Genomic DNA, 20,427 nt, shown 5'->3' on the forward strand with positions numbered 1-20,427 from the left:
CCGATTCGTGTCGTCAGGCACGGAACTTGCTTGCATGGTCCGACGGCGAAAAATGATCATTCAGTGTTGCTGAAACAAGACGGTCCGCATGCTCATAGTGCATCCGGCACAGGCGTCAATCAGCGACGCGCGGCCCTCATGGTTGCATTCGAAACAAGGTCGCCGGCGTGGCAGAAAATCCACAGCAGGCAATGGTTGGCATCGCCTCTTGTCGTCGCCTGGAAATCGTGCTCATCACTCGTATCAAGAGCTGACGCACGAGGGACTTCGGTCACAATCCTGTTCAGAAGCCTGTCTAGACGGACAAACAATCGAAGAAAGGATTCGCCATGGCTGAAGAGAATGCGATCGAGACGGAAGAAGGCATGGTTGATTTCGACGCCGGTCAGGGTGAAGCCGCGACCGTCGAGATGGACGACTACACGCGGAGCCTCGCGCAGGCCAAGGCGAAATCCGTCAAGCTGATCGACGCGATTACCGGCGCGGCCCTGAAGAAGAAGGACGCCGTGCATTTCGACGACCTGCGCCCGTCGCTCGCCGATTTCGTCCGCCAGAAGCATCCGGGCATTCGCTCCGACGACTATCTCAGCCGCAAGGCGATGGACGAATACCGCGGCCAGTACATCGCCGAACTGCTGAAGGACGAGCGCGGCGAATTGTCGACGCTGGAAGACGAAGTCGTCGAGAGCCTGAAGACACACGACACGCTGGCCGAGAATATCGAAGAGGACTACGAGGACCACCGGTCCATCGGCGATCGCATGTCCGACGTCGTCGCCTCCTTCGGCGGCAGCTGGACCTTCATCATCTCCTTCTGCGCGTTTCTCGCCATCTGGATGCTCATCAATGTCGTCATGGGCGCCACCCAGGCCTTTGACGCCTATCCATTCATTCTGCTCAACCTCATTCTCTCGACAATCGCGGCCCTGCAGGCTCCGGTCATCATGATGAGCCAGCGTCGGCAGGAGGCAAAAGACCGCTTGCGGGCGCTCAACGACTACAAGGTCAACCTCAAGGCCGAGCTCGAAATCCGCCACCTGCATGAAAAAGTCGACCACCTGCTCAATCGCCAGTGGGAGCGGCTGACCGAGATCCAGCAAATCCAGATCGAGATGATGCTGGAACAAGCAAAGGCAGCCGGCCGGGTGCTGAAAGTCAGCAAGGCCAGCAAGGCAAAGACCGTGCGCAAGAAGGTCGCGCCGAAGAAGGCAACGCCTGCCCCACTGCCGGACGGTGCGCTGGAATAGAACGGTTGATACTCCAGTAGCCAGCGGACTGCCGGCAAAGTCGGAGGCGTCGCGGTGACATTATTAGCCTCCCTATCGATTTGAATTTACTTTTTGATCGCTTGCCGTCAGAGTTGTCACCGGCAGTCGTCTTTTGGTTCTGGTTCAGAACCCGACAGGCGCGTTGGCGTCACGCTATATCAGCCGGACACTTGGAATCCTGTCACGGGTAAGTGAACCAAGATGGTGAAAGACCTGCCTTTTTCGACACGGTCGCTCGGAACGGAAACGGGCCGGGCGAAGTTTAAGGTTGGGAGCAGATTGCCCTGCCCTCACATTCACGAACAGGAGATTCCATCATGAAATGGCATGCACCAAAATTCATCGAAGTTAGCTGCGGCATGGAAATCAACCGTTACGCTCCGGCCGACGGCAGCGAACCCGTCCTGTTCTAGGACTGAAGCAACCGGAGCACGGGTTTGACAGATATGCGCTTTCTCGTGCTCGGGACCGCAGCCGGCGGCGGACTGCCGCAATGGAATTGCGGCTGCGAAAACTGCAGGCTGGCCCGGGTCAAGGGATCCGGACTGAGCCCGCAGACCCAGTCTTCCGTTGCCGTCAGCGTCGACGGTGAAAACTGGGCTATACTCAATGCCTCGCCGGATATCCGTCAGCAGATAGCGGACAACCGCGCCCTGCACCCCCGCGAACTCCGGCACTCCCCCATCCGCAGCGTTGTCGTCACCAATGGCGATATCGACCACATCGCAGGGCTGCTTGTCCTGCGGGAAAAGCAGGCATTCGGGCTCTTCATGACGGAAGCCCTGGCCGACATCCTGTCTGGCAATCCGGTTTTTTCGGCACTCGATCCCGCTTTCGTCCAGCGGCAAACGATCGCTCTCGACACCCCTTTCCAGCTTCTCCCGGGATTGACGGCGGAGTTGTTCCCCGTGCCGGGCAAGGTGCCGCTATTCCTGGAGGACGACAATCCGGAGGTCGGCCTCGAAGGCGAACAGACCGTCGGCATCGAACTTAAGTCAGGAAACCAGCGCGCCTATTACATCCCCGGCTGCGCTGCGCTCACGGAAAAGCTCATGTCCCGTATCGATGGCGCCGATCTGCTGCTTTTCGACGGCACGCTGTTTACCGACGACGAGATGCTCGTCAGCGGTACAGGCCAGAAGACCGGCCGGCGCATGGGTCATATGCCGATTTATGGCGTCGGCGGCAGCCTGGAGGCGCTCTCGAGCGTCACCATCGGACGAACGATTTACGTCCATATCAACAATACCAATCCGATCTGGCGACAAGGCCCTGCCCGCGACAAAGTCTATGATGCGGGTTTCGAGGTCGGCCATGACGGCATGGAGATCAATCTTGCAACAAACACCTGACCGACACAGTTTCGAAGATCGCCTGCGGGCCATCGGCGCGGAGCGATACCATGACAAACACCCTTTCCACATCATGCTGCACGGCGGCGAATGTAGCCTGACACAGGTGCGCGCCTGGGTGATCAACCGGTTCTACTATCAGAGCCGCATCCCCATGAAGGATGCCGCTTTCATGTCTCGCTCGGACAACCCCGATCTGCGCCGCGCCTGGCGCCGGCGGATCGAGGATCATGATGGCGGCATCGAGGAAGGCGGTGGTATCCGCCGTTGGCTGAAGCTTGCCGAAGCCGTCGGTCTCGATCCGGATTATGTTGCATCGACGAGGGGTGTGCTGGCCGGAACCCGCTTCGCCGTCGACGCCTATCTGCATTTCGTGCGCGAAAAGCCGATGCTGGAAGCCGTCGCCTCGTCGCTGACAGAGATGTTTGCACCGAAAATCCACGCCGACCGCATTGCCGGATTGCTGAAGCACTATGCCTTTGCCGACGATCGGGCACTCGCCTATTTTCGCCAGCGTCTCAACGAAGCACCAGAGGAGGTAGCCTTCGGGCTCGGCTATGTACTCGACCATGCCGATACGCTGGAAAAGCAGGATGCGGCCGCAGCGGCACTGACCTTCAAGACCGATGTGCTCTGGTCTCAACTCGACGCGCTTTATTCCGCCTATGTAACGCCCGGCCGCATACCGCCCGGCGGATGGGATGGCCGCGAGGCGGTCATTGCCTTTTCGCCGGATGACGACCTCCCGAAAGGACCGCGCCTGTGAGCGACCGACAGACAGTCACCATCACCGCCGAAACCGTCATCAAGCTCCCACGCGGCGTGCGTCTGCATGAAGATCCTGTGCGCAAGCAGATGGTACTGCTTGCGCCGGAGCGGGCGCTGGCGCTCGACGAGATCGCTGTCGCCATCGTCCGCGCACTCGATGGCGTGAAGAGCCTCGATCAGATCGCTGACGGCTTTGCCCGCGATTTCGGTGCTCCGAAGGACCAGGTTCTGGCCGACATCATCGCCTTTGCGCAGGAGTTCGCCAATCGCCGGATGCTGGAGATCGTCCAATGACCGTCGTCTTCTCAGCGGACAAATCGATGTCGGAGGCACGCCGCATTGCAGCTCCACCGCCGATGGCGCTGCTGGCCGAGCTTACGCACCGCTGTCCGCTCGCCTGTCCCTATTGCTCCAACCCGCTGGAGCTGGTGCGGGCCAATGCGGAGCTCAACACCGAACAATGGATCGAGATCTTTCGCCAGGCGGCGGCGATGGGCGTGCTGCACTTGCACCTCTCCGGCGGCGAGCCAGCGTCGCGGCGCGATCTGGTCGAGCTGACCCGCGCTGCAGCCGGCTTCGGGCTCTACACCAATCTCATCACATCGGGCGTCGGCCTCACCGAGGCTCGCATCGCCGAACTGGCGGATGCCGGCCTCGACCACCTGCAACTATCGATCCAGGGCATCACGCCTGAAAAAGCCGATCAGGTCGGTGGCTACAGGGGTGGCTATGCGCGCAAGATGGCAGTTGCGGAATGGACGCGCGCAGCCGGTATCCCGCTGACGGTCAACGCCGTCTGCCACAAGCAGAATATGGAAGAGATTGGCGGCATGCTCGATCTCGCCATCGCGCTCGGCGCCCGGCGCATCGAGATTGCCACGGTGCAGTTCCATGGCTGGGCGGAGCGCAACCGGCAGGCCCTGATGCCGACGCTGGAGCAGGTGGAAGCGACCAACGCCTTCGTCGATGCATCGCGCAAGCGGCTCGAAGGCACGCTGGTCATCGACTATGTGCCGGCCGACCATCATGCGCGTTTCCCCAAAGCCTGCATGGGCGGCTGGGCGCGCATCGGCCTCAACGTCACGCCTTCAGGAAAGGTGCTGCCCTGCCATGCGGCAGAGACCATCGCCGGCCTCACCTTCGACAACGCCACGGAGCGGCCGCTTGCCGAAATCTGGTACGCCAGCGCCGCCTTCAACGCCTATCGCGGTGACGACTGGATGCAGGAACCCTGCCGCTCATGCGACCGCAAGCACATCGATTTCGGCGGCTGTCGCTGCCAGGCCATGGCGCTCGCTGGCGACCCAGCAGCGACAGACCCCGTCTGCACCTTCTCTCCATTGCGCGGTGAGCTGACAGCGCAGGCAAAAGCCGATTCGCTGGCGGTCCCGCCACCGTTCGTCTATCGCGGGCGGTGATGGTGGGTGGCGTGATGGTGGTGGAAGAGCCTCCAGAGTTCGTCATCCCCGGGCTTGACCCGAGGATGCTCGGAGGTTGTGGTCCTCGGGTCAAGCCCGAGGATGACGAGCGACGGGGCCAAGGATTACAAGCTACCTGGCCAGGGATGATATAGAGCACTGCCGGGGGCGAAACCATGCCCATCCCCGGCGGTGCTGTCCTCACTCAGGGGATGATGCGGGCTTCCCGGAGGCGGGTGAAGAGGTCCGTGAAGCTGTCGTCGGTAGCCTGGTAGTCGAGGAAACCGAGTTTGCGGCTCTTGCTCATGTCTGTCATCACCTCGATGGGGCGGCCGAGATCGGCGTCCGTGTGCCAGGCGGAGGCGAGCTTGTTGATGTCATGTTCCGCAAGACCGTTCTTGGCGGCGATGTCCGCCCAGATCGGGCCAGCATCGGCGAGCTGCGATTCGAGCGTCGTCATTTCGGATGGCAGCGGCTGTGGCTCGATGTCGAACCATGCGGCGATGCGCTGCCACATCCAGCTCCAGCGGAAGACATCGCCGTTGACGACGTTGAAATCCTTGTTCCGGGCTGCGTCCGTGGTCGAGGCCCACTCCAGATGGCGGGCGAGCAGGCGGGCGTCGGTCATGTCTGACAAGCCGTTCCACTGCATCGGCGAGCCCGGGAAGATGAAGGGACGGCCGGTCGCCTTGCAGATCGAGGCGTAGACGGCAAGCGTCACGCCCATGTTCATGGCGTTGCCGAGTGCGTAGCCGATGATGGTGTGCGGGCGGTGGACGCTCCAGCTAAAGCCATCGGTCTTGGCGGCGGCGAAAACCTCGTCTTCCTGTGCATAGTAGAAATTGTCGACTTCGAGACGACCCTGCTCCTCGCGGAACGGTGTGGCCGGCAACACGCCTTTGCCGTAGGCCTCGAAAGGTCCGAGATAATGCTTCAGGCCGGTGACCAGCGCCACATGCTCCACCGACTTGTGTGGCCGGAGCGCATCGAGCAGGTTCTTCACCATCGCGCCGTTGACGCGGATGTTTTCGAGTTCAGTCGCCTGGCGCGACCAGGTGCTGAAGAAGACATGGCTCGGCTTCAGGTCGCGCACGGCGGAGGCAAGACTTTCGGGATCGAGCAGGTTGGCTGCAACCGGGCGCAGGCCGGCAATGTCGCTTGCCGGATTGCGGGCGAGGCCTGCGACCTCGAAACCCTTGTCGATGAGATGGCGGGCGAGGTTATTGCCAACAATGCCGGTGGCGCCAATGATGAGGGCTGATTTCGTCATGTTTCCAAACTCCTTTTGCTGAAGAGGAAATAGGCAATTTACGCAGGCTCTGCTAGAAGGCACCGTTAAGTGCCATAGCCACCGGGAGGTGCCCATGAAAGACGATATACCGACCCACGAGGAAGACTGCGCGCCCCGCCGGGTGCTGGAGCTCTTCAGCGTCAAGTGGACGAGCATGGTGCTGCACGCACTGCATACGCTGCACGGCGGAACCTGCCGCACAGGCGTTCTGCAGCGCAGCCTGCCCGGCATCAGCAAGAAGATGCTGACGCAGACGCTGCGAGAGATGGAACATGACGGGCTGGTGACGCGGCAGGTGTTCGACGTTGTCCCGCCCCGCGTCGAATACAGCCTGACGCCTCTCGGCATCGAGTTCGTCGAGCCGATCGAGATGCTGTATAACTGGGGAAAAGCCCATTCCGGCGCCCTCGACCAATTGGCATCCAGACCGAAATCGCGCCGGCGTGGCTAGCTGCAGATTGGGGCAAACAGTGTCAGAGCCGGCCGAAAAAAGCACAAAAAATCGGCCGTACAGCCAGATAATGCAAGAATTCTGCCACCCGTGCAGAACGAAGGTATCGCTTGGCCTCGCTTACTGGTAGCACCACCGGAACCGCATCGGAGCTATCATGACCCTGGACGAAAAATACCTGATCATCGTAAACGCCTTTCAGAACAGCCGTTTCGGCGCCTCGCCGACCTCCACCCGCGGCGCTGTCCTCAATCACTCCAAGAAGCACGGCCTCGAAGGCGAAGATTACGCAGAAGCCCTGACGTCTGCCATCGCCGCCGGCCTCGTCGCACCGATGGCGGATTCGGCTTTGACCATCCGCAATGCCGGTCGCGCCCTGATGACCAAGACTGCCCGATAACATTTTGCGAAAAGATGGTCGCGCCGGGTCAACACCTGCGGGCGCGACCGCACATCCCTGCACCGCCGCGCCCTTCAGGCACCAACTGGAGGTCTCTGCCGGGTCATCTGGGATAACGGCCCGTCAAAATTTGCAGATGGCACGTGATCAGTCCGACGTCGAGATAGCATTGTTTTCGTTACGTTTCTGTGACGATCTGGCGGCGAAAGGTAAAACGCTGCATTTGGAATTCGCGAACAATCGAGAGGCGATATAAATCTGTCGCAGTGGCAGCGGTAAATATCGCCAATGCTACCAGGAGACCTGTGGCCGACTGGAGTCGTATGCGAACGACGGAGAATTGTCGGATGTTTTTTATCTTTGGCGGATTGCCCGGCAGCGGGAAAAGCACCATCGCCCAAGCCTTGGCAAGCCGGACCAAGGCGGTTTACCTGCGCATAGACTCCATTGAGCAGGCAATTCGTTCTGCCGAGATTTTACCGCAAGGCAAGGATGTGGGTCCGGCCGGCTATTTGACGAGCTACCGCCTCGCTGCAGACAATCTCGCCCTCGGCCAATTCGTGATTGCCGACTCTGTCAATCCTTTCGAAATAACCCGTGCAGCATTCAGGGACATCGCAGCAGAGGTAAAAGTGAGCTTCATCGAGGTCGAGGTCGTATGTTCCGACCCGGAGATGCATCGGCATCGTGTGGAAAGCCGACCGTCAACTGTCGAAGGATTGAAGCTGCCGACCTGGGAAGATGTTGCGCAACATCAGTACGAGCCATGGGATAGTCCGCACCTCAGCCTCGACACCGCCCGCCTCTCCGTCGAAGAAAGCATTTCGGCAATCTTCGCAGCCATGCCCGCGGAGGCACGGAAAACCTTGTCGCTCTGACAGCGAAGTCCATCGGCCTCAGTCTATCGGGATCGCGTCTTTCCCACAAACGCCAGCAGGCGCAATCGTGCGTCACCGCATGATTGCGCCTTCATGACCAACTGGAGGTCTCGGTCGGGCCATCTGGGATAACGGCCCGGCAGATTTTACAGGCGGTACATGATCGAGTCGTTCCAGAAGCGGTCGAGGCGCTGCAGGAGCTTGTTCATCTGAGTGAATTCGTCGGTGCCGATGCCGCCGACCTTGTCGATGGAGCCGATGTGGCGCTCGTAGAGTTTGGCGACAGTCTCGGCAATGTCCTGACCGCTGTCGGTCAGGCTGATGCGGACAGAGCGGCGGTCGATACGCGAGCGCTGGTGATTGATGAAGCCGAGATCGACGAGCTTCTTAACGTTATAGGAAACGTTCGAGCCCAGATAATAGCCGCGTGAGCGAAGTTCGCCGGCGGTCAGTTCCGAGTTGCCGATGTTGAAAAGCAGAAGTGCCTGGATGGCGTTGACGTCGCTGCGACCCTGGCGGTCGAACTCGTCCTTGATGACATCGAGGAGACGGCGGTGGAGACGCTCGACCAGGTGCAGCGATTCCATGTAGAGATCGCGGATGGCTTCGACCTTGACGTCCTGGACGGGAGACACGGCCTGCGGCTTGATTTTCGTGTTCATGATGACTGCCTCACTGTTTTGTTTGGCGGTGTTGGTTTTCTTCCCGCCTTGAGACAGACACTATCGAATACACATAAAATTCTACTTAAACTGCAGGCTTAACAGCACCTTACCAAAGGCCCGATGTGTCTCAGGGTAAATCAACGGTTACACTTTTGCGGCGCTGCCGCTTCTCCACGTAGAGCATGACGCGAAAAATGCAGTAGAGAATGACCACTGCGGCATGCAGGATCATCACCAGCGGATTGCTGCCGAACACCTGCGGCCATACCCCGTACATCAGCGCTTGGCCGCCCGCAGCGCAGAGCCAGATTACCGGTCCCCAGGACACCGTCAGCCACAGGCCGAGGGCTGCAACGGGAAAAACGACGGCAAGGCCTGCTCCGGCGACCTTCCAGGGCAGACTCAGCAAATCGAAGCGGCCCTGGCCAGCCAGAGAATAGCCCACCAGCATCGACCAGTATTGCAGCCCGAACCATAGGCAGGACACGGCGATCAGGCGCAGGAAGACGATGAACAGGATGTCCAGGACGCTGCGTTTCGGAATGGCGGAAGAATCATGTTTCATGGGCAAATCATAGGCAGGCAATCGGCACCTCGCCAGCGGCTTGATGGCTGCGGCCTTTCGTCTGGTTTTATTTTGCATCGCCACCATGCTAATGAGCGGCCTATACAAGGACAGAGATAAAGGACGACCGACATGTCGGACAAGACCCACCTGGTGGACGAGATCACCGGCCATCGGCGCATGCGCCGCAATCGCAAGGCCGACTGGACCCGTCGCATGGTGCAGGAAAACCGGGTGACAGTCGACGATCTCATCTGGCCGATCTTTCTCATTCCAGGTACCGGTATCGTCGATCCGATCACGGCCATGCCCGGGGTCAACCGCATGACGATAGACAAGGCGGTCGAGGCCGCCAGGATGGCCGCCGATCTCGGCATTCCGGCGATTGCCACCTTTCCAGACGTCGAGATGGCACTGCGCGACCAGACGGGCTCACAGAGCCTTGAGGCGAACAACCTGATCAATCTCGCAACCAGGGCCATCAAGAGGGAAGTTCCCAACATCGGTATCATCACCGACGTGGCGCTCGACCCTTTCACCAGCCATGGCCATGACGGCATCCTGCGCGATGGCGAGATCATCAATGACGAGACGGTTGACCAAATCGTCCGGGCGGCCATCGTCCAGGCCGATGCCGGCGCCGACATTATCGCCCCGTCAGACATGATGGACGGCCGCATCGGGGCGATCCGTCGCGCGCTGGACGCGCACGGCCACCAGATGGTCGGCATCATGTCCTATGCGACGAAGTTTTCCTCCGCGTTCTATGGCCCCTACCGCGAGGCGATCAACACGGGCAGCCTGCTGAAGGGCGACAAGAAGAGTTATTACATCGACTCGGCCAACGGCACAGAAGCGCTGCGCGAGGCGGCGATGGACGTCGAGGAAGGCGCCGACATGCTGATGGTCAAGCCCGGCCTGCCCTATCTCGATATCTGCTGGCGGCTGAAGGAGGCGTTCGGCCTGCCGACCTATGCCTACCAGGTGTCTGGCGAATACTCGCAGATCAAGGCGGCGGCGATGAACGGCTGGATCGACGGCGACCGGGCCATGATGGAAACCCTGCTCTCCTTCAAGCGCGCCGGATGCGACGGCATCCTGACCTATTTCGCCATCGACGTCGCCAAGGCGCTTGCCAAGAGGTGAGCGCGGTCTGACTGTCGGGAGGGGCCGCTGATTGCTGTGGCGTCGCGATGACGCTAGAGGGGCATGCCCCTCATCCTCGCCCTTATTGCGGGGGCGGTTTTCTTGGCGCTCTTGCGATTTCCCGGCGGCCATACCATATCTCTGACGACGTAACCGCGGAGCACGATGATGTCGTTGAACCCTAGCCCAATTCCCGCCGTACAGGACGACTGGCGCACCTACAGTGGCGTTCTCAGCCGCCGCGTGTTCGCGTTCATCCTCGATTATTTCATCGTTGCCCTGCTGTGCATTCCGGCCGGCATCCTTCTGTTCATCGTCTCGGTAGCCACGCTTGGGCTCGGGTTCTTCCTGTATCCGGCGTTGTTCGTCATCGTTGCAGGCTTGTACTTCGGCATGACTGTCGGCGGGCCAGCGCAGGCGTCGCTCGGGATGCGCTCGGTCGGCATCGGCATGCGCCGCATCGACGGGCAGCGCATCGATTTCATGACGGCGATCGTCCATCTCGTGCTGTTCTGGATCCTCAACTCGGTACTGACGCCGCTGGTGCTGCTCGTCGGCTTGTTCACCGATCGCAGCAGGCTCCTGCACGACCTGCTGATCGGCACGGTGACCGTACGCTCGATTTGAGACAGATCGGGCCTATATCATTGCAGAATTGAAGTTTGTTTCGCAGAAGCGACAAAACGTCAGCCGGGAGCAATTCCCGGTGTTGACGTTTCGCATTCTTTCGCCATGCTTGAACGGGCACACTTTTGACGACTGACGAGAGGTCGATTTTCGGCTGATGAACACGCAGACAACGCCATCTCCGCAGTTCTATCTGACCGCTCCGGCTGCCTGCCCTTACCTGCCGCACGAAATGGAGCGGAAGGTGTTCACGCATCTGGTCGGCGCGCGCGCCACGGAGATGAACGACATCCTCACCCAGGGCGGCTTCAGGCGCTCGCAGAACATTGCCTATCGCCCGGCTTGCGAGGCGTGCCGTGCGTGCGTCTCCGTGCGTATCCTCGCCCAGGAGTTCCAAGCGACACGATCCATGAACCGCGTCGTGGCGACAAACGAGGACATCATCGCGACGGAATTTCCGGCCCAGCCCTCGAGCGAGCAATATTCGCTGTTTCGCCGCTATCTCGATGACCGACACCAGCAGGGTGGCATGTCCGACATGACGGTTCTCGACTACGCCATCATGGTCGAGGATACCCATGTCAATACACGCATAATCGAGTATCGCCGCCGCGAGGAAGGTTCTGGCCTGCAGGAGCGTCCGACCGGCGAACTCATGGCCGCAGCTCTCACCGACGTGATGAGCGACGGCCTTTCGATGGTCTACTCCTATTACAATCCAGCGCTCGACAAGCGCTCGCTCGGCACCTTCATGATCCTCGACCATATCCGCCGCGCCAAGCTGCTCGGCCTGCCGCATGTCTACCTCGGATACTGGGTCAACGGCTCTCGCAAGATGGACTACAAGACGCGCTACCAGCCGCAGGAGCATCTGACGCCGCGCGGATGGGAACGGTTCGACCCGGCCTCCCTCGACCCCAGCGCTGTCTGAATGGGATTTTCAGCCTTATCCGACCATGGCAAGGGCCTCCTGCTGACGACCATCGGCGGCCTCGCGCTATCGATGGACATCCCGCTCATTCGTCTTTCCAGCGGTGAAGCCTGGTCGATCCTCGGCCTGCGCAATATCGTTACCCTTTCTGTCGGCATTATCCTGCTGCTGGTCCTCAGGGCGGGCGGACGGCCATGGCGCCTGCTGCTGCCGGGCGCAACCGGCCTCTGGGTTGGCCTGTTCTATGGTATCGGCACTGTCACCTTCATCCTCGCGGTCTATTACACCAGCGCCGCGAATGTCGTATTCATCCTCGCCTTCAATCCGATGCTCGCGGCCCTTCTTGCATGGTTCGTGATTGGCGAGCGACCGTCGAACGTCACCATAGCCACGATGCTGGCCATGCTGGTGGGCGTAGGGCTGATCGTTGGCGATGGCATCGGCGGCGGACATTGGCTCGGCGACCTGTTATCGGCCATTTCGGCGCTGACCACCGCCTGCGCCATCACCATTGGCCGGGGCTCGAAGCGAGGAATGGGCTTCATGCCGCTGCTGGCGACGGTCATCCCGGCGGCCATCGGGCTATCCTATGCCCTGCCCGCAGGGCTGGTTGTCGATCACCCGTTCTGGATCCTTCTCGACGGCGGCCTGATGATGCCGCTCGCCTTCTGGTGCCTTGCCACAGGCCCCCGCTACCTGTCCGGTCCTGAGGTGGCGATGTTCTACCTCCTCGAAACCATCCTTGCACCTGTATGGATCTGGATGATCTTTGAGGAGACACCGCGCCCGATGACATTGATCGGCGGCTCCATCATGATGGTCGCGCTGGCGAGCCACTCGCTCTGGCAGGCCCGAACGAAGGGTCGTCAAGCAGCGCTGGCTGGATGAAGACGCGGCGTTGCGGCCGACTTTAGTTCGTGTTATAACGTAGTTACAACATCGGAGCCAGAGCTATGAACGTCATCATTCGCAAGATCGGCAATTCTGAAGGTGTGATTCTGCCGAAGGAGGCGCTGCAGAGCCTCGGCCTGAAGAGCGGCGACAGCCTCGAATTACGGGAAGTCGAAAACGGCTTCCAGTTGGTCCACCAGAAGCCCGATCTAGCTGAGCAACTGCGTGCGGCCCGCATCGGCATGCAGAAATATCGTATTGCTCTTCGTGAGCTGGCAAAGTGAGCGAGCTCAAATGGTTGAGCCGCAAAGCCATTGAAATCATGCATCATGAGCAACTTGCCGAGCATGGCGGGCTTGCTGGTTTAAAAGACGAGAATGCGCTGGAGGCAGCGCTTGCCCGTCCGCTTCACAAGGCGGCTTATGGCGAAGACGATATTTTCGCTCTGGCGGCCGCCTACCTTTATGGCCTGACAAGAAACCACCCGTTCTCTGACGGCAACAAGCGGACGGGCTTTCTCGCAGCCTTCACATTTCTTTACATCAACGGTCACTTGATCGAAGCTGAAGAGGTGATGGTAATCGAATTCGTCCTCGGCGTCGCCGCCGGCGAGATCGACGAGGACGGCGCGACGCGCTTTTTGCGTGATATGAGCGTGCCCCTGCCAAAGTGACCCCGGCAGGTGGCCTCGCTAGCCCGAGAATTTACCGCTACGGGGGAAGCCCTTCGGTACGGCTCTGCCTGCAGCGCCGCGGTCGCCGAGCCATTCGATCAGGTCGTCCTTCGATCTCATGAAGCTGCGGCCGGCACTGTCTGCCCAGGTCAGCCCATCGGCAAGGCTGAAGCAACGGACATCGGAAATGCCGCCATCCTTGTAGCGCTGCAGGCGTACGCCCTTGCCGCGCGACATTTCGGGGATCTGCGCCAGCGGGAAGACCACCATCTTGCGGTTTTCGCCGACGACTGCAAGATGATCGCCCTTGACCGGCACCAGCAGCTTGGCCTCTGCCGGCATCGATACATTCATGATCTGCTTGCCCTTGCGGGTGTTGGCAGCCATCTCCGCTTCCGGAACGATAAAGCCGTTGCCCTCGGTCGAGACGATCAACAGCTTGCGATGTGGATCATGAATGAAGGCGGTCAGTACGTCCTGGTCGTTTTCCATCTCGACGATGAGACGCAGCGGTTCGCCGTGGCCGCGACCGCCGGGCAGCTTGTCGGCGCCGAGCGTGTAGGCCTTGCCGCCGGTCGTGACGATCAGCAGCTTGTCGGTGGTCTGGGCCGGGAACGCCAGGCGCAGCGCATCGCCTTCCTTGAAGGTCAGCGTTGACGTGTCGGAGATATGACCCTTCAGCGCCCGGATCCAGCCCTTTTCCGAGATAACGACAGTGACGGGCTCTTTCTCGATCATCGCCTGCTGGATGACTTCAAGATCTGTTTCAGGTGCATCGGCGAAAACCGTACGACGAGCGCCGAGCTTTGTGGCCTTGGCGTATTTCTTGCGGACCTCGCCGATCTCCCAGGCAATAGTCGCCCAGAGCTTTTCGTCGGAGGCAAGCAGCGCCTCGATCTCAGCCTTCTCCTTAGACAGGGCGTCGAATTCCGTGCGGATCTCGAACTCCTCGAGCTTACGCAAGTTGCGCAGCCGCATGTTGAGGATGGCTTCGGCCTGGATGTCGGTAACGCCGAAGCGCGCGATCAAGGCTGGCTTCGGTTCGTCCTCCTCGCGGATGATCCGGATCACCTCGTCGAGGTTGAGATAGGCAATCAGCAGGCCGCCGAGGATTTCGAGCCGGCGATCGATCGCTGCGAGCCGGAACTTCGAGCGACGGATCAGCACGTCCTTGCGGTGGGCGAGCCATTCCAGCAGGACTTCGTTCAGCGCCATGACGCGCGGAATGCGCCCCATGGAGAGGACGTTCATGTTGAGCGGAATACGATTTTCGAGCTCGGAAAGCTTGAAGATCGATTCCATCAGGATCGTCGGGTCGACCGTGCGGCTCTTCGGCACCAGGATGAGCCGGACATCCTCGGCGGATTCGTCGCGCACGTCTTCCAGCAGCGGCAGGCGGCGGGCGTTGAGCAGCTCGGCCAGCTTTTCGATCAGACGCGACTTCTGCACCTGGAACGGAATTTCGGTGACGACGATCTGGTAGCCGCCACGACCGAGATCCTCGACCGCCCATTTGGCGCGAACGCGAAAACCGCCGCGCCCCGTCTTGTAGGCCTCGACGATGCTTTCGCGGCTGTCGATGATGATACCGCCGGTCGGAAGGTCGGGACCCTCTATGCCACCCTTCTCGCGATTGTTCGGATCGGCCATCAGGTCTTCGACCGTGGCATCCGGATGCTTGATCAGGTGCAATGCTGCGTCGCAGAGCTCATGGGCGTTGTGCGGCGGGATGGATGTCGCCATGCCGACGGCAATGCCCGACGTGCCGTTGGCGAGCAGGTTCGGGAAGGCGCCGGGCATGACGACCGGCTCGCTGTCTTCCTCGTTGTAGGTCGGACGGAAGTCGACTGCGTCCTGGTCGATGCCTTCGAGCAGCAGCGTCGCAACATCGGTCATGCGGGCTTCGGTGTATCGATAGGCGGCGGCACTATCGCCGTCGATGTTGCCGAAGTTGCCCTGGCCATCGACGATGGGATAGCGCTGCGAGAAATCCTGGGCCAGACGGACGAGAGCGTCGTAGACAGACTGGTCGCCGTGCGGGTGGAACTTACCGATGACGTCACCGACGATGCGGGCGCTTTTCTTGAACGACGAGTTGGCGCGGATGCCCATTTCGCTCATCGCGTGGATGATGCGGCGATGGACGGGCTTCAGGCCATCGCGCACGTCAGGCAGCGCCCGGTGCATGATCGTCGACAGCGCATAGGCAAGGTAACGCTCCTCGAGCGCCGCCTTCAGATCAATCGGCAGAATACTGTCATCGCCCCCGCCAGAAGGCGGCAAAATCTCTTGTCCCATAGGCTTTGCCTAGCGGAGAAGCTGATGTCCGGCAAGGAATACAGGGGTATCAGCCTGTGGATTAAGCCGCACAGCGCCCTAGATTGACCGCAATGCAACAGTGAAGAGACTTGGAGCGCATTTCCCTATTGCAATTCACCAGAATTTTAGACACGGGCGATACAAACCCGGCTTCATACGTCTACACTGCATATCTATTTGTCACTTGGCCAATGAGGAAAAGCCCGACATGACTTTTTACCGGACAACCCGGCTGATGCTGTCCAGCGCCGCCATTCTTTCGCTCGCAAGCTCGGCCTTCGCTCTCGATGGCAACGATCTGCTGAAGAAGATGAACGCTGCCTACGCTATCCAGGGCGTCAGTCTTGCAGCTGACAGCGTCGATGTCGACGACACGACGGTGACGCTCAAGGGCGCTTCGTTCAAGCCGCTGTCCGGCGGCCAGGGCGTTCCCCTCGGCAAGGTGACGATGAGCGATGTCACGGAAGAAAGTGACGGCGGCTACGCTATCGACAAAGTGACGTTTCCGGATATTTCGGTGACCAACGAGGGCGTGACCTACACCGCAAGCGACATGTTCCTGGGTGGAGTAACAGTGCCGGGCGACGCCAATGCCGAAGGCATCGACGGAATGCTGCTCTATTCCAAAGCCCATACGGGTCCGCTGGCGGTCACCAAGGAAGGCAAGGAAGTCTTGTCGGTTAAGGACATGGATTTCGCGCTGACGCCGACCCATGACGATTCCGGTTTCGAATTTACGGGCAACGTCAACGCCATCAAGGCGGACCTGTCAGACGTCAAGGACCCGGCATCGCAGGACACCATCAACAAACTTGCCCTGCAGCACGTTTCCGGCGCCCTGACGATGAAGGGCAGCTGGGATATCAAGCCCGGCACCGTCACAGTGGAAGATCTCGGCCTCGACCTCGACAATATCGGCCGCCTCGACCTGTCGCTGGCGATCTCCGGCTACACGATGGAATTCATGAAATCGCTGCAGGAGGCCGCAAAGGCTGCGCAGGCAAACCCTGACAAGCAGGCAGCCCAGCAGGCCACCGGCCTTGCCATGATGGGGCTGATGCAGCAGCTGACGCTTGACAGCGCCGAGATCCACTTCAAGGACGCCTCCATCACCAAGCGCCTGCTGGATTATGCCGGTTCGACGCAAAACGTCTCTGGCGCCCAGATGGCCAACACGCTGAAGGGCCTGGCGCCAATCATGCTAGCGCAGTTGAACATCCCGGAACTGCAGAACTCGGTATCCGCCGCGATCAACAGCTACCTCGACAATCCGCAGAGCTTTACGCTGAATGCCTCCCCGGAGAAGCCGGTCCCCTTCCCGATGATCGTCGGCGCCGCCATGGGGGCCCCGAACACCATCCCGAAGGTCATCGGGCTGAAGGTATCAGCGAACGATTGATCGTCAGTGTCGATTGCCTGAATGCAACCCGGCGATTGTATCGCCGGGTTTTTTGTTGCAAAAAACCCGGCAGCTTTCGCCACCGGGTTCCAATTTGCAACGCTCTGAAGACCGAGATCAGTCCTTCTTCATCGGCGGGATAACGCGCAGGGACAGCTCCATGAGCTGCTTCGGTGCTGCCGACGAAGGCGCGTTCATCAGCAGGTCCTGGGCCTGCTGGTTCATCGGGAACAGCGTGATTTCGCGGAGGTTCTTCGCACCCAGCAGCAGCATCACGACGCGATCGATACCGAAGGCGCAACCGCCGTGCGGAGGGGCGCCGTACTGGAATGCACGGTACATGCCACCGAAACGTTCCTCGACATCGGTCTGGCTGAGGCCGACCAGTTCGAAGGCCTTGACCATGGCTTCCGGCGACTGGTTACGGATCGAGCCCGAGGCGATCTCGAAACCGTTGCAGACGGCGTCGTACTGGTAGGCCTTCAGCGACAGCGGATCCTGCGTCTGCAGCGCCTCGAGGCCACCCTGCGGCATCGAGAACGGGTTGTGCGCGAAGTCGATCTTCTTTTCTTCCTCGCTCCATTCGTAGAACGGGAAGTCGATGATCCAGCACAGCTCGAAGCGGTCGCGGTCGACGAGGTTCAGGTCTTCGCCAGCCTTGGTACGCGCCTCGCCTGCAAACTTGTAGAACTTGGCCGGTTCGCCGGCGACGAAGAAGCTGGCGTCGCCGGCTTCCAGGCCCAGCTGGATGCGCAACGCTTCGGTGCGCTCCTCGCCGATGTTCTTGGCAAGCGGGCCGGATCCAACGATCTTGCCGTCTTCTTCCTTCCAGAAGATGTAGCCGAGGCCCGGTTGGCCGAGCGACTGGGCCCAGACGTTCATGCGGTCGCAGAATGCGCGCGAGCCACCGGTCTTGGCCGGGATCGCCCAGACTTCAACCTTGGGGTTCGACGCGATCATGCCAGCGAAAACCTTGAAACCGGAGCCGGCGAAATGCTCGGTGACGGCCTGCATCTCGATCGGGTTGCGCAGGTCGGGCTTGTCGGAACCATACTTGCGGATAGACACATCGTAGGGAATGCGCGGCCAGTCCTTGGTGACGGGCTTGCCTTCAGCAAACTGCTCGAAGACGGATGTCATGATCGGCGCCATCGTGTCCCAGACATCTTCCTGGGTGACGAAGCTCATTTCCATGTCGAGCTGGTAGAATTCGCCCGGCAGGCGGTCGGCGCGCGGGTCTTCGTCGCGGAAGCAGGGCGCGATCTGGAAGTAGCGGTCGAAGCCGGCCACCATCAACAGCTGCTTGTACTGCTGCGGCGCCTGCGGCAGCGCGAAGAACGTGCCGGGATGGATGCGTGACGGAACCAGAAAGTCGCGCGCGCCCTCCGGCGACGAGGCCGTCAGGATTGGCGTCGTGTATTCGCCGAAGCCGGCCGACGTCATGCGGTTGCGGATGTCGGAGATGATCTGGCTGCGCTTGACGATGTTCTTGTGCAGCGTCTCGCGGCGAAGGTCGAGGAAGCGGTACTTCAGACGCACGTCTTCCGGATAATCGGGCTCGCCGAACACTGGCAGCGGCAGTTCCTTGGCGACGGACAGGATCTCGATCTCCTGTGCGTAGAGCTCGATCTCGCCTGTCGGCATCGTCTTGTTGACGGTGTCCTCGGTGCGTGCCTTGACGAGGCCATCGACGCGGATGACCCATTCGCCGCGGACCAGTTCAGCCTGTTTGAAGGCAGGTGAATCCGGATCGACAACGATCTGAGTCATTCCATAGTGGTCGCGAAGGTCGATGAACAGCAGGCCGCCGTGGTCGCGGACGCGGTGGACCCAGCCGGAGATGCGCACGGTCGACCCGACGTCGGACTTGCTGAGAGCGGCGCATGTATGGCTGCGATAGCGATGCATTTTATCATTCCTGGGCTTGGCGGACGGTGGCAGAAGCGGTCGAAATGCCGCGATCTCCCCGTCGAGAAAATCGGGCGGAAAAGCGCATGGCCTGCCTCATTTGTCAAGACTTGCCACGCCTCGTCGCGTTTGAGGTTGTCTTTATAGCCAAACCCCGCCTAGAAAGACAGCCATGTTGCCGGGCCGCTCGCGGTCATGGTTCGATTCGTTTGCAGGCCCTCCCCGATGAGCCAGATCCGACCCCTTATTCCCTTGCTCGTCACGGCCGGTATCCTGATCGGTGGCAACGGCCTGCAGGCGACGTTCATTTCGCTGCGCGCCCTGCACGAGGGGTTTTCGGCCTCGACCATCGGGCTCGTCGGCACCGGCTACAATATCGGCTTTGCCATCGGCTGCGTCTATGTCACCCGCATCATCCGCTCTATCGGCCATATCCGCGCCTTCTCTGCGCTGGCCGCAATCGCATCGGCCGCCTCGATCGCCATGGTGCTGCTGATCGTGCCATGGTTCTGGTTCAGCATGCGGCTCGTGCAGGGCCTGTGTTTTGCAGGGCTTTTTGCCGTTGTGGAAAGCTGGCTGAACGCCCGCGTGACCAACTCCAACCGGGCTCGGACGCTGTCGGTCTACCGTTTCGTCGACCTGGGCTCGGTGACGCTGGCGCAATACCTGATCCCGTCCGTCGGCATCGACGGGTTCCAGCTGTTTGCCATCATATCGATGGCGCTCAGCCTGTCGCTCGTACCGATCTCCTTTGCCGACCGCTCGAGCCCGGGCGCACCTGAGGCCATCCGCTTCGATATCAAGACGCTATGGCGGATATCGCCGCTCGCCACTGTCGGCTGTGTCGTCGTCGGGCTGACGAACTCGGTGTTCCGCTCGCTGGGTCCGGTCTATGCGCAGGGCATCGGCCTGTCGGTGACGGGGATCGCAACCTTCATGAGCGTCGGGATCTTTGCCGGCATCGTGCTGCAATATCCGCTCGGAGCCTATTCCGACAGGCTCGACCGGCGGCTCATCATCCTCGTCTCGTCCGTTGGCGCGCTGATCGGCTGCCTGTTCCTGGCGCTTGTCGCGGGCAGCAGCGAATGGCGCAATTTCGTCGGCATCTTCATGTTCGGCGCCTTCTGCATGCCGCTTTACTCGCTCTGCTCGGCCCACGCCAACGATCACGCCGCCAAGGGCCAACATGCCCTGGTCTCGGCAGGCACGCTGTTTTTCTGGTCGGTAGGCGCCATCGTCGGGCCGATGTTTGCAGCCTTCATGCTCGACAGGTTCGGCCCGCGCGTGCTGTTTATTTACATGGCCGCCGTGCTATTTTTCTTCATGCTCTACACACTGCAGCGGATGACGGTGCGCGAGGGCGTGCCGACGGAGCGGCGCGGCATGCGGTTTCGCAATCTGCTGCGGACCTCGACCTATTTCAACAAGCTCGCCACGCCGCCTTCCGAGCGCGATAAACAATAGGTGACTGCGGCAG

22 protein-coding genes are annotated in these 20,427 nt (G+C 60.6%); 17 read left to right on the plus strand and 5 right to left on the minus strand.

Annotated elements, in window-relative coordinates; genetic code table 11:
* Nucleotides 1-329 precede the first annotated feature (329 nt).
* From J5278_RS12875 to pqqE, 6 genes are all read left to right on the plus strand, one after another.
* Entirely contained in the window at nt 330-1,247 is a 918-nt protein-coding gene (locus tag J5278_RS12875) for a DUF1003 domain-containing protein (RefSeq protein ID WP_209183402.1), read from the plus strand.
* Between the two features lie 338 nt (nt 1,248-1,585).
* Nucleotides 1,586-1,681, plus strand: a complete 96-nt coding sequence (gene pqqA / locus J5278_RS12880) for a pyrroloquinoline quinone precursor peptide PqqA (protein WP_111220508.1) — start codon at nt 1,586-1,588, stop codon at nt 1,679-1,681.
* Between the two features lie 33 nt (nt 1,682-1,714).
* Nucleotides 1,715-2,620 (plus strand): pyrroloquinoline quinone biosynthesis protein PqqB, encoded by a 906-nt coding sequence (gene pqqB / locus J5278_RS12885; protein WP_209184092.1) that lies wholly within the window; start codon nt 1,715-1,717, stop codon nt 2,618-2,620.
* On the plus strand, nt 2,583-3,386 hold the full coding sequence (gene pqqC / locus J5278_RS12890; protein WP_374108275.1) for a pyrroloquinoline-quinone synthase PqqC: 804 nt from the start codon (nt 2,583-2,585) through the stop codon (nt 3,384-3,386). Before pqqB ends, pqqC begins: the two co-directional genes overlap by 38 nt.
* Nucleotides 3,383-3,682 carry a pyrroloquinoline quinone biosynthesis peptide chaperone PqqD gene (gene pqqD / locus J5278_RS12895; protein WP_209183398.1) on the plus strand — a complete coding sequence of 100 codons (300 nt, stop codon included), beginning with the start codon at nt 3,383-3,385 and terminating at the stop codon, nt 3,680-3,682. Before pqqC ends, pqqD begins: the two co-directional genes overlap by 4 nt.
* The gene (pqqE, locus tag J5278_RS12900; protein WP_209183396.1) at nt 3,679-4,806 is read left to right on the plus strand and encodes a pyrroloquinoline quinone biosynthesis protein PqqE; all 1,128 of its coding nucleotides are present in this window, start codon (nt 3,679-3,681) and stop codon (nt 4,804-4,806) included. Before pqqD ends, pqqE begins: the two co-directional genes overlap by 4 nt.
* A gap of 205 nt (nt 4,807-5,011) precedes the next feature.
* On the opposite strand, the gene J5278_RS12905 is transcribed toward pqqE, so the two are convergent.
* Nucleotides 5,012-6,076: an SDR family oxidoreductase gene (locus J5278_RS12905; protein WP_209183394.1), complete on the minus strand. Its 1,065-nt coding sequence runs from the start codon at nt 6,074-6,076 to the stop codon at nt 5,012-5,014.
* Between the two features lie 94 nt (nt 6,077-6,170).
* On the opposite strand from J5278_RS12905, the gene J5278_RS12910 reads away from it, so the two are divergent.
* The 3 genes from J5278_RS12910 to J5278_RS12920 all read left to right on the plus strand — a co-directional run bounded on the left by J5278_RS12910 (nt 6,171) and on the right by J5278_RS12920 (nt 7,826).
* Nucleotides 6,171-6,548, plus strand: coding sequence for a helix-turn-helix domain-containing protein (locus J5278_RS12910; protein ID WP_209183392.1), 378 nt, complete (start codon nt 6,171-6,173; stop codon nt 6,546-6,548).
* 157 nt (nt 6,549-6,705) lie between these two features.
* The gene (locus J5278_RS12915) at nt 6,706-6,948 is read left to right on the plus strand and encodes a hypothetical protein (protein WP_209183390.1); all 243 of its coding nucleotides are present in this window, start codon (nt 6,706-6,708) and stop codon (nt 6,946-6,948) included.
* Nucleotides 6,949-7,253: 305 nt separating this feature from the next.
* Complete coding sequence (locus J5278_RS12920) at nt 7,254-7,826, plus strand: AAA family ATPase (protein WP_307877457.1); 573 nt, start codon at nt 7,254-7,256, stop codon at nt 7,824-7,826.
* A gap of 146 nt (nt 7,827-7,972) precedes the next feature.
* Here the strand turns inward: J5278_RS12920 and ldtR are convergent, their stop codons facing one another.
* Both ldtR and J5278_RS12930 read right to left on the minus strand, forming a co-directional pair.
* The gene (gene ldtR / locus J5278_RS12925; protein WP_142829595.1) at nt 7,973-8,488 is read right to left on the minus strand and encodes a transcriptional regulator LdtR; all 516 of its coding nucleotides are present in this window, start codon (nt 8,486-8,488) and stop codon (nt 7,973-7,975) included.
* Between the two features lie 130 nt (nt 8,489-8,618).
* Nucleotides 8,619-9,056, minus strand: coding sequence for a DUF6163 family protein (locus J5278_RS12930; RefSeq protein WP_209184090.1), 438 nt, complete (start codon nt 9,054-9,056; stop codon nt 8,619-8,621).
* Nucleotides 9,057-9,188: 132 nt separating this feature from the next.
* On the opposite strand from J5278_RS12930, the gene hemB reads away from it, so the two are divergent.
* The 6 genes from hemB to J5278_RS12960 all read left to right on the plus strand — a co-directional run bounded on the left by hemB (nt 9,189) and on the right by J5278_RS12960 (nt 13,324).
* Nucleotides 9,189-10,202, plus strand: a complete 1,014-nt coding sequence (hemB, locus tag J5278_RS12935; RefSeq protein WP_209183388.1) for a porphobilinogen synthase — start codon at nt 9,189-9,191, stop codon at nt 10,200-10,202.
* Between the two features lie 168 nt (nt 10,203-10,370).
* Nucleotides 10,371-10,829: an RDD family protein gene (locus tag J5278_RS12940; protein WP_111220496.1), complete on the plus strand. Its 459-nt coding sequence runs from the start codon at nt 10,371-10,373 to the stop codon at nt 10,827-10,829.
* Between the two features lie 157 nt (nt 10,830-10,986).
* A complete protein-coding gene (locus J5278_RS12945) occupies nt 10,987-11,760 on the plus strand; it encodes an arginyltransferase (protein WP_142829601.1) in 774 nt (257 codons plus the stop codon).
* Complete coding sequence (locus J5278_RS12950; RefSeq protein WP_209183387.1) at nt 11,761-12,648, plus strand: DMT family transporter; 888 nt, start codon at nt 11,761-11,763, stop codon at nt 12,646-12,648.
* A 65-nt stretch (nt 12,649-12,713) separates the two neighbouring features.
* Nucleotides 12,714-12,935 (plus strand): AbrB/MazE/SpoVT family DNA-binding domain-containing protein, encoded by a 222-nt coding sequence (locus tag J5278_RS12955; protein WP_142829605.1) that lies wholly within the window; start codon nt 12,714-12,716, stop codon nt 12,933-12,935.
* Nucleotides 12,932-13,324 carry a type II toxin-antitoxin system death-on-curing family toxin gene (locus J5278_RS12960; protein ID WP_209183385.1) on the plus strand — a complete coding sequence of 131 codons (393 nt, stop codon included), beginning with the start codon at nt 12,932-12,934 and terminating at the stop codon, nt 13,322-13,324. The genes J5278_RS12955 and J5278_RS12960 overlap by 4 nt, the downstream gene beginning before the upstream one ends.
* An 18-nt stretch (nt 13,325-13,342) precedes the next feature.
* Here J5278_RS12960 and parC read toward each other — a convergent pair whose 3' ends face one another.
* On the minus strand, nt 13,343-15,622 hold the full coding sequence (gene parC / locus J5278_RS12965; RefSeq protein WP_209183383.1) for a DNA topoisomerase IV subunit A: 2,280 nt from the start codon (nt 15,620-15,622) through the stop codon (nt 13,343-13,345).
* 229 nt (nt 15,623-15,851) lie between these two features.
* Between parC and J5278_RS12970 the strand changes: the two genes are divergently transcribed.
* Nucleotides 15,852-17,042 carry a hypothetical protein gene (locus tag J5278_RS12970; RefSeq protein WP_209183381.1) on the plus strand — a complete coding sequence of 397 codons (1,191 nt, stop codon included), beginning with the start codon at nt 15,852-15,854 and terminating at the stop codon, nt 17,040-17,042.
* A 117-nt stretch (nt 17,043-17,159) separates the two neighbouring features.
* Here the strand turns inward: J5278_RS12970 and aspS are convergent, their stop codons facing one another.
* Nucleotides 17,160-18,950 carry an aspartate--tRNA ligase gene (aspS, locus tag J5278_RS12975; RefSeq protein ID WP_209183379.1) on the minus strand — a complete coding sequence of 597 codons (1,791 nt, stop codon included), beginning with the start codon at nt 18,948-18,950 and terminating at the stop codon, nt 17,160-17,162.
* 225 nt (nt 18,951-19,175) lie between these two features.
* Between aspS and J5278_RS12980 the strand changes: the two genes are divergently transcribed.
* Complete coding sequence (locus J5278_RS12980; protein ID WP_209183377.1) at nt 19,176-20,414, plus strand: MFS transporter; 1,239 nt, start codon at nt 19,176-19,178, stop codon at nt 20,412-20,414.
* Nucleotides 20,415-20,427 lie beyond the last annotated feature (13 nt).

Origin of the sequence: Rhizobium sp. B21/90, assembly GCF_019355815.1 — a bacterium.
Classification (GTDB): Bacteria; Pseudomonadota; Alphaproteobacteria; order Rhizobiales; family Rhizobiaceae; genus Rhizobium; species Rhizobium rhododendri.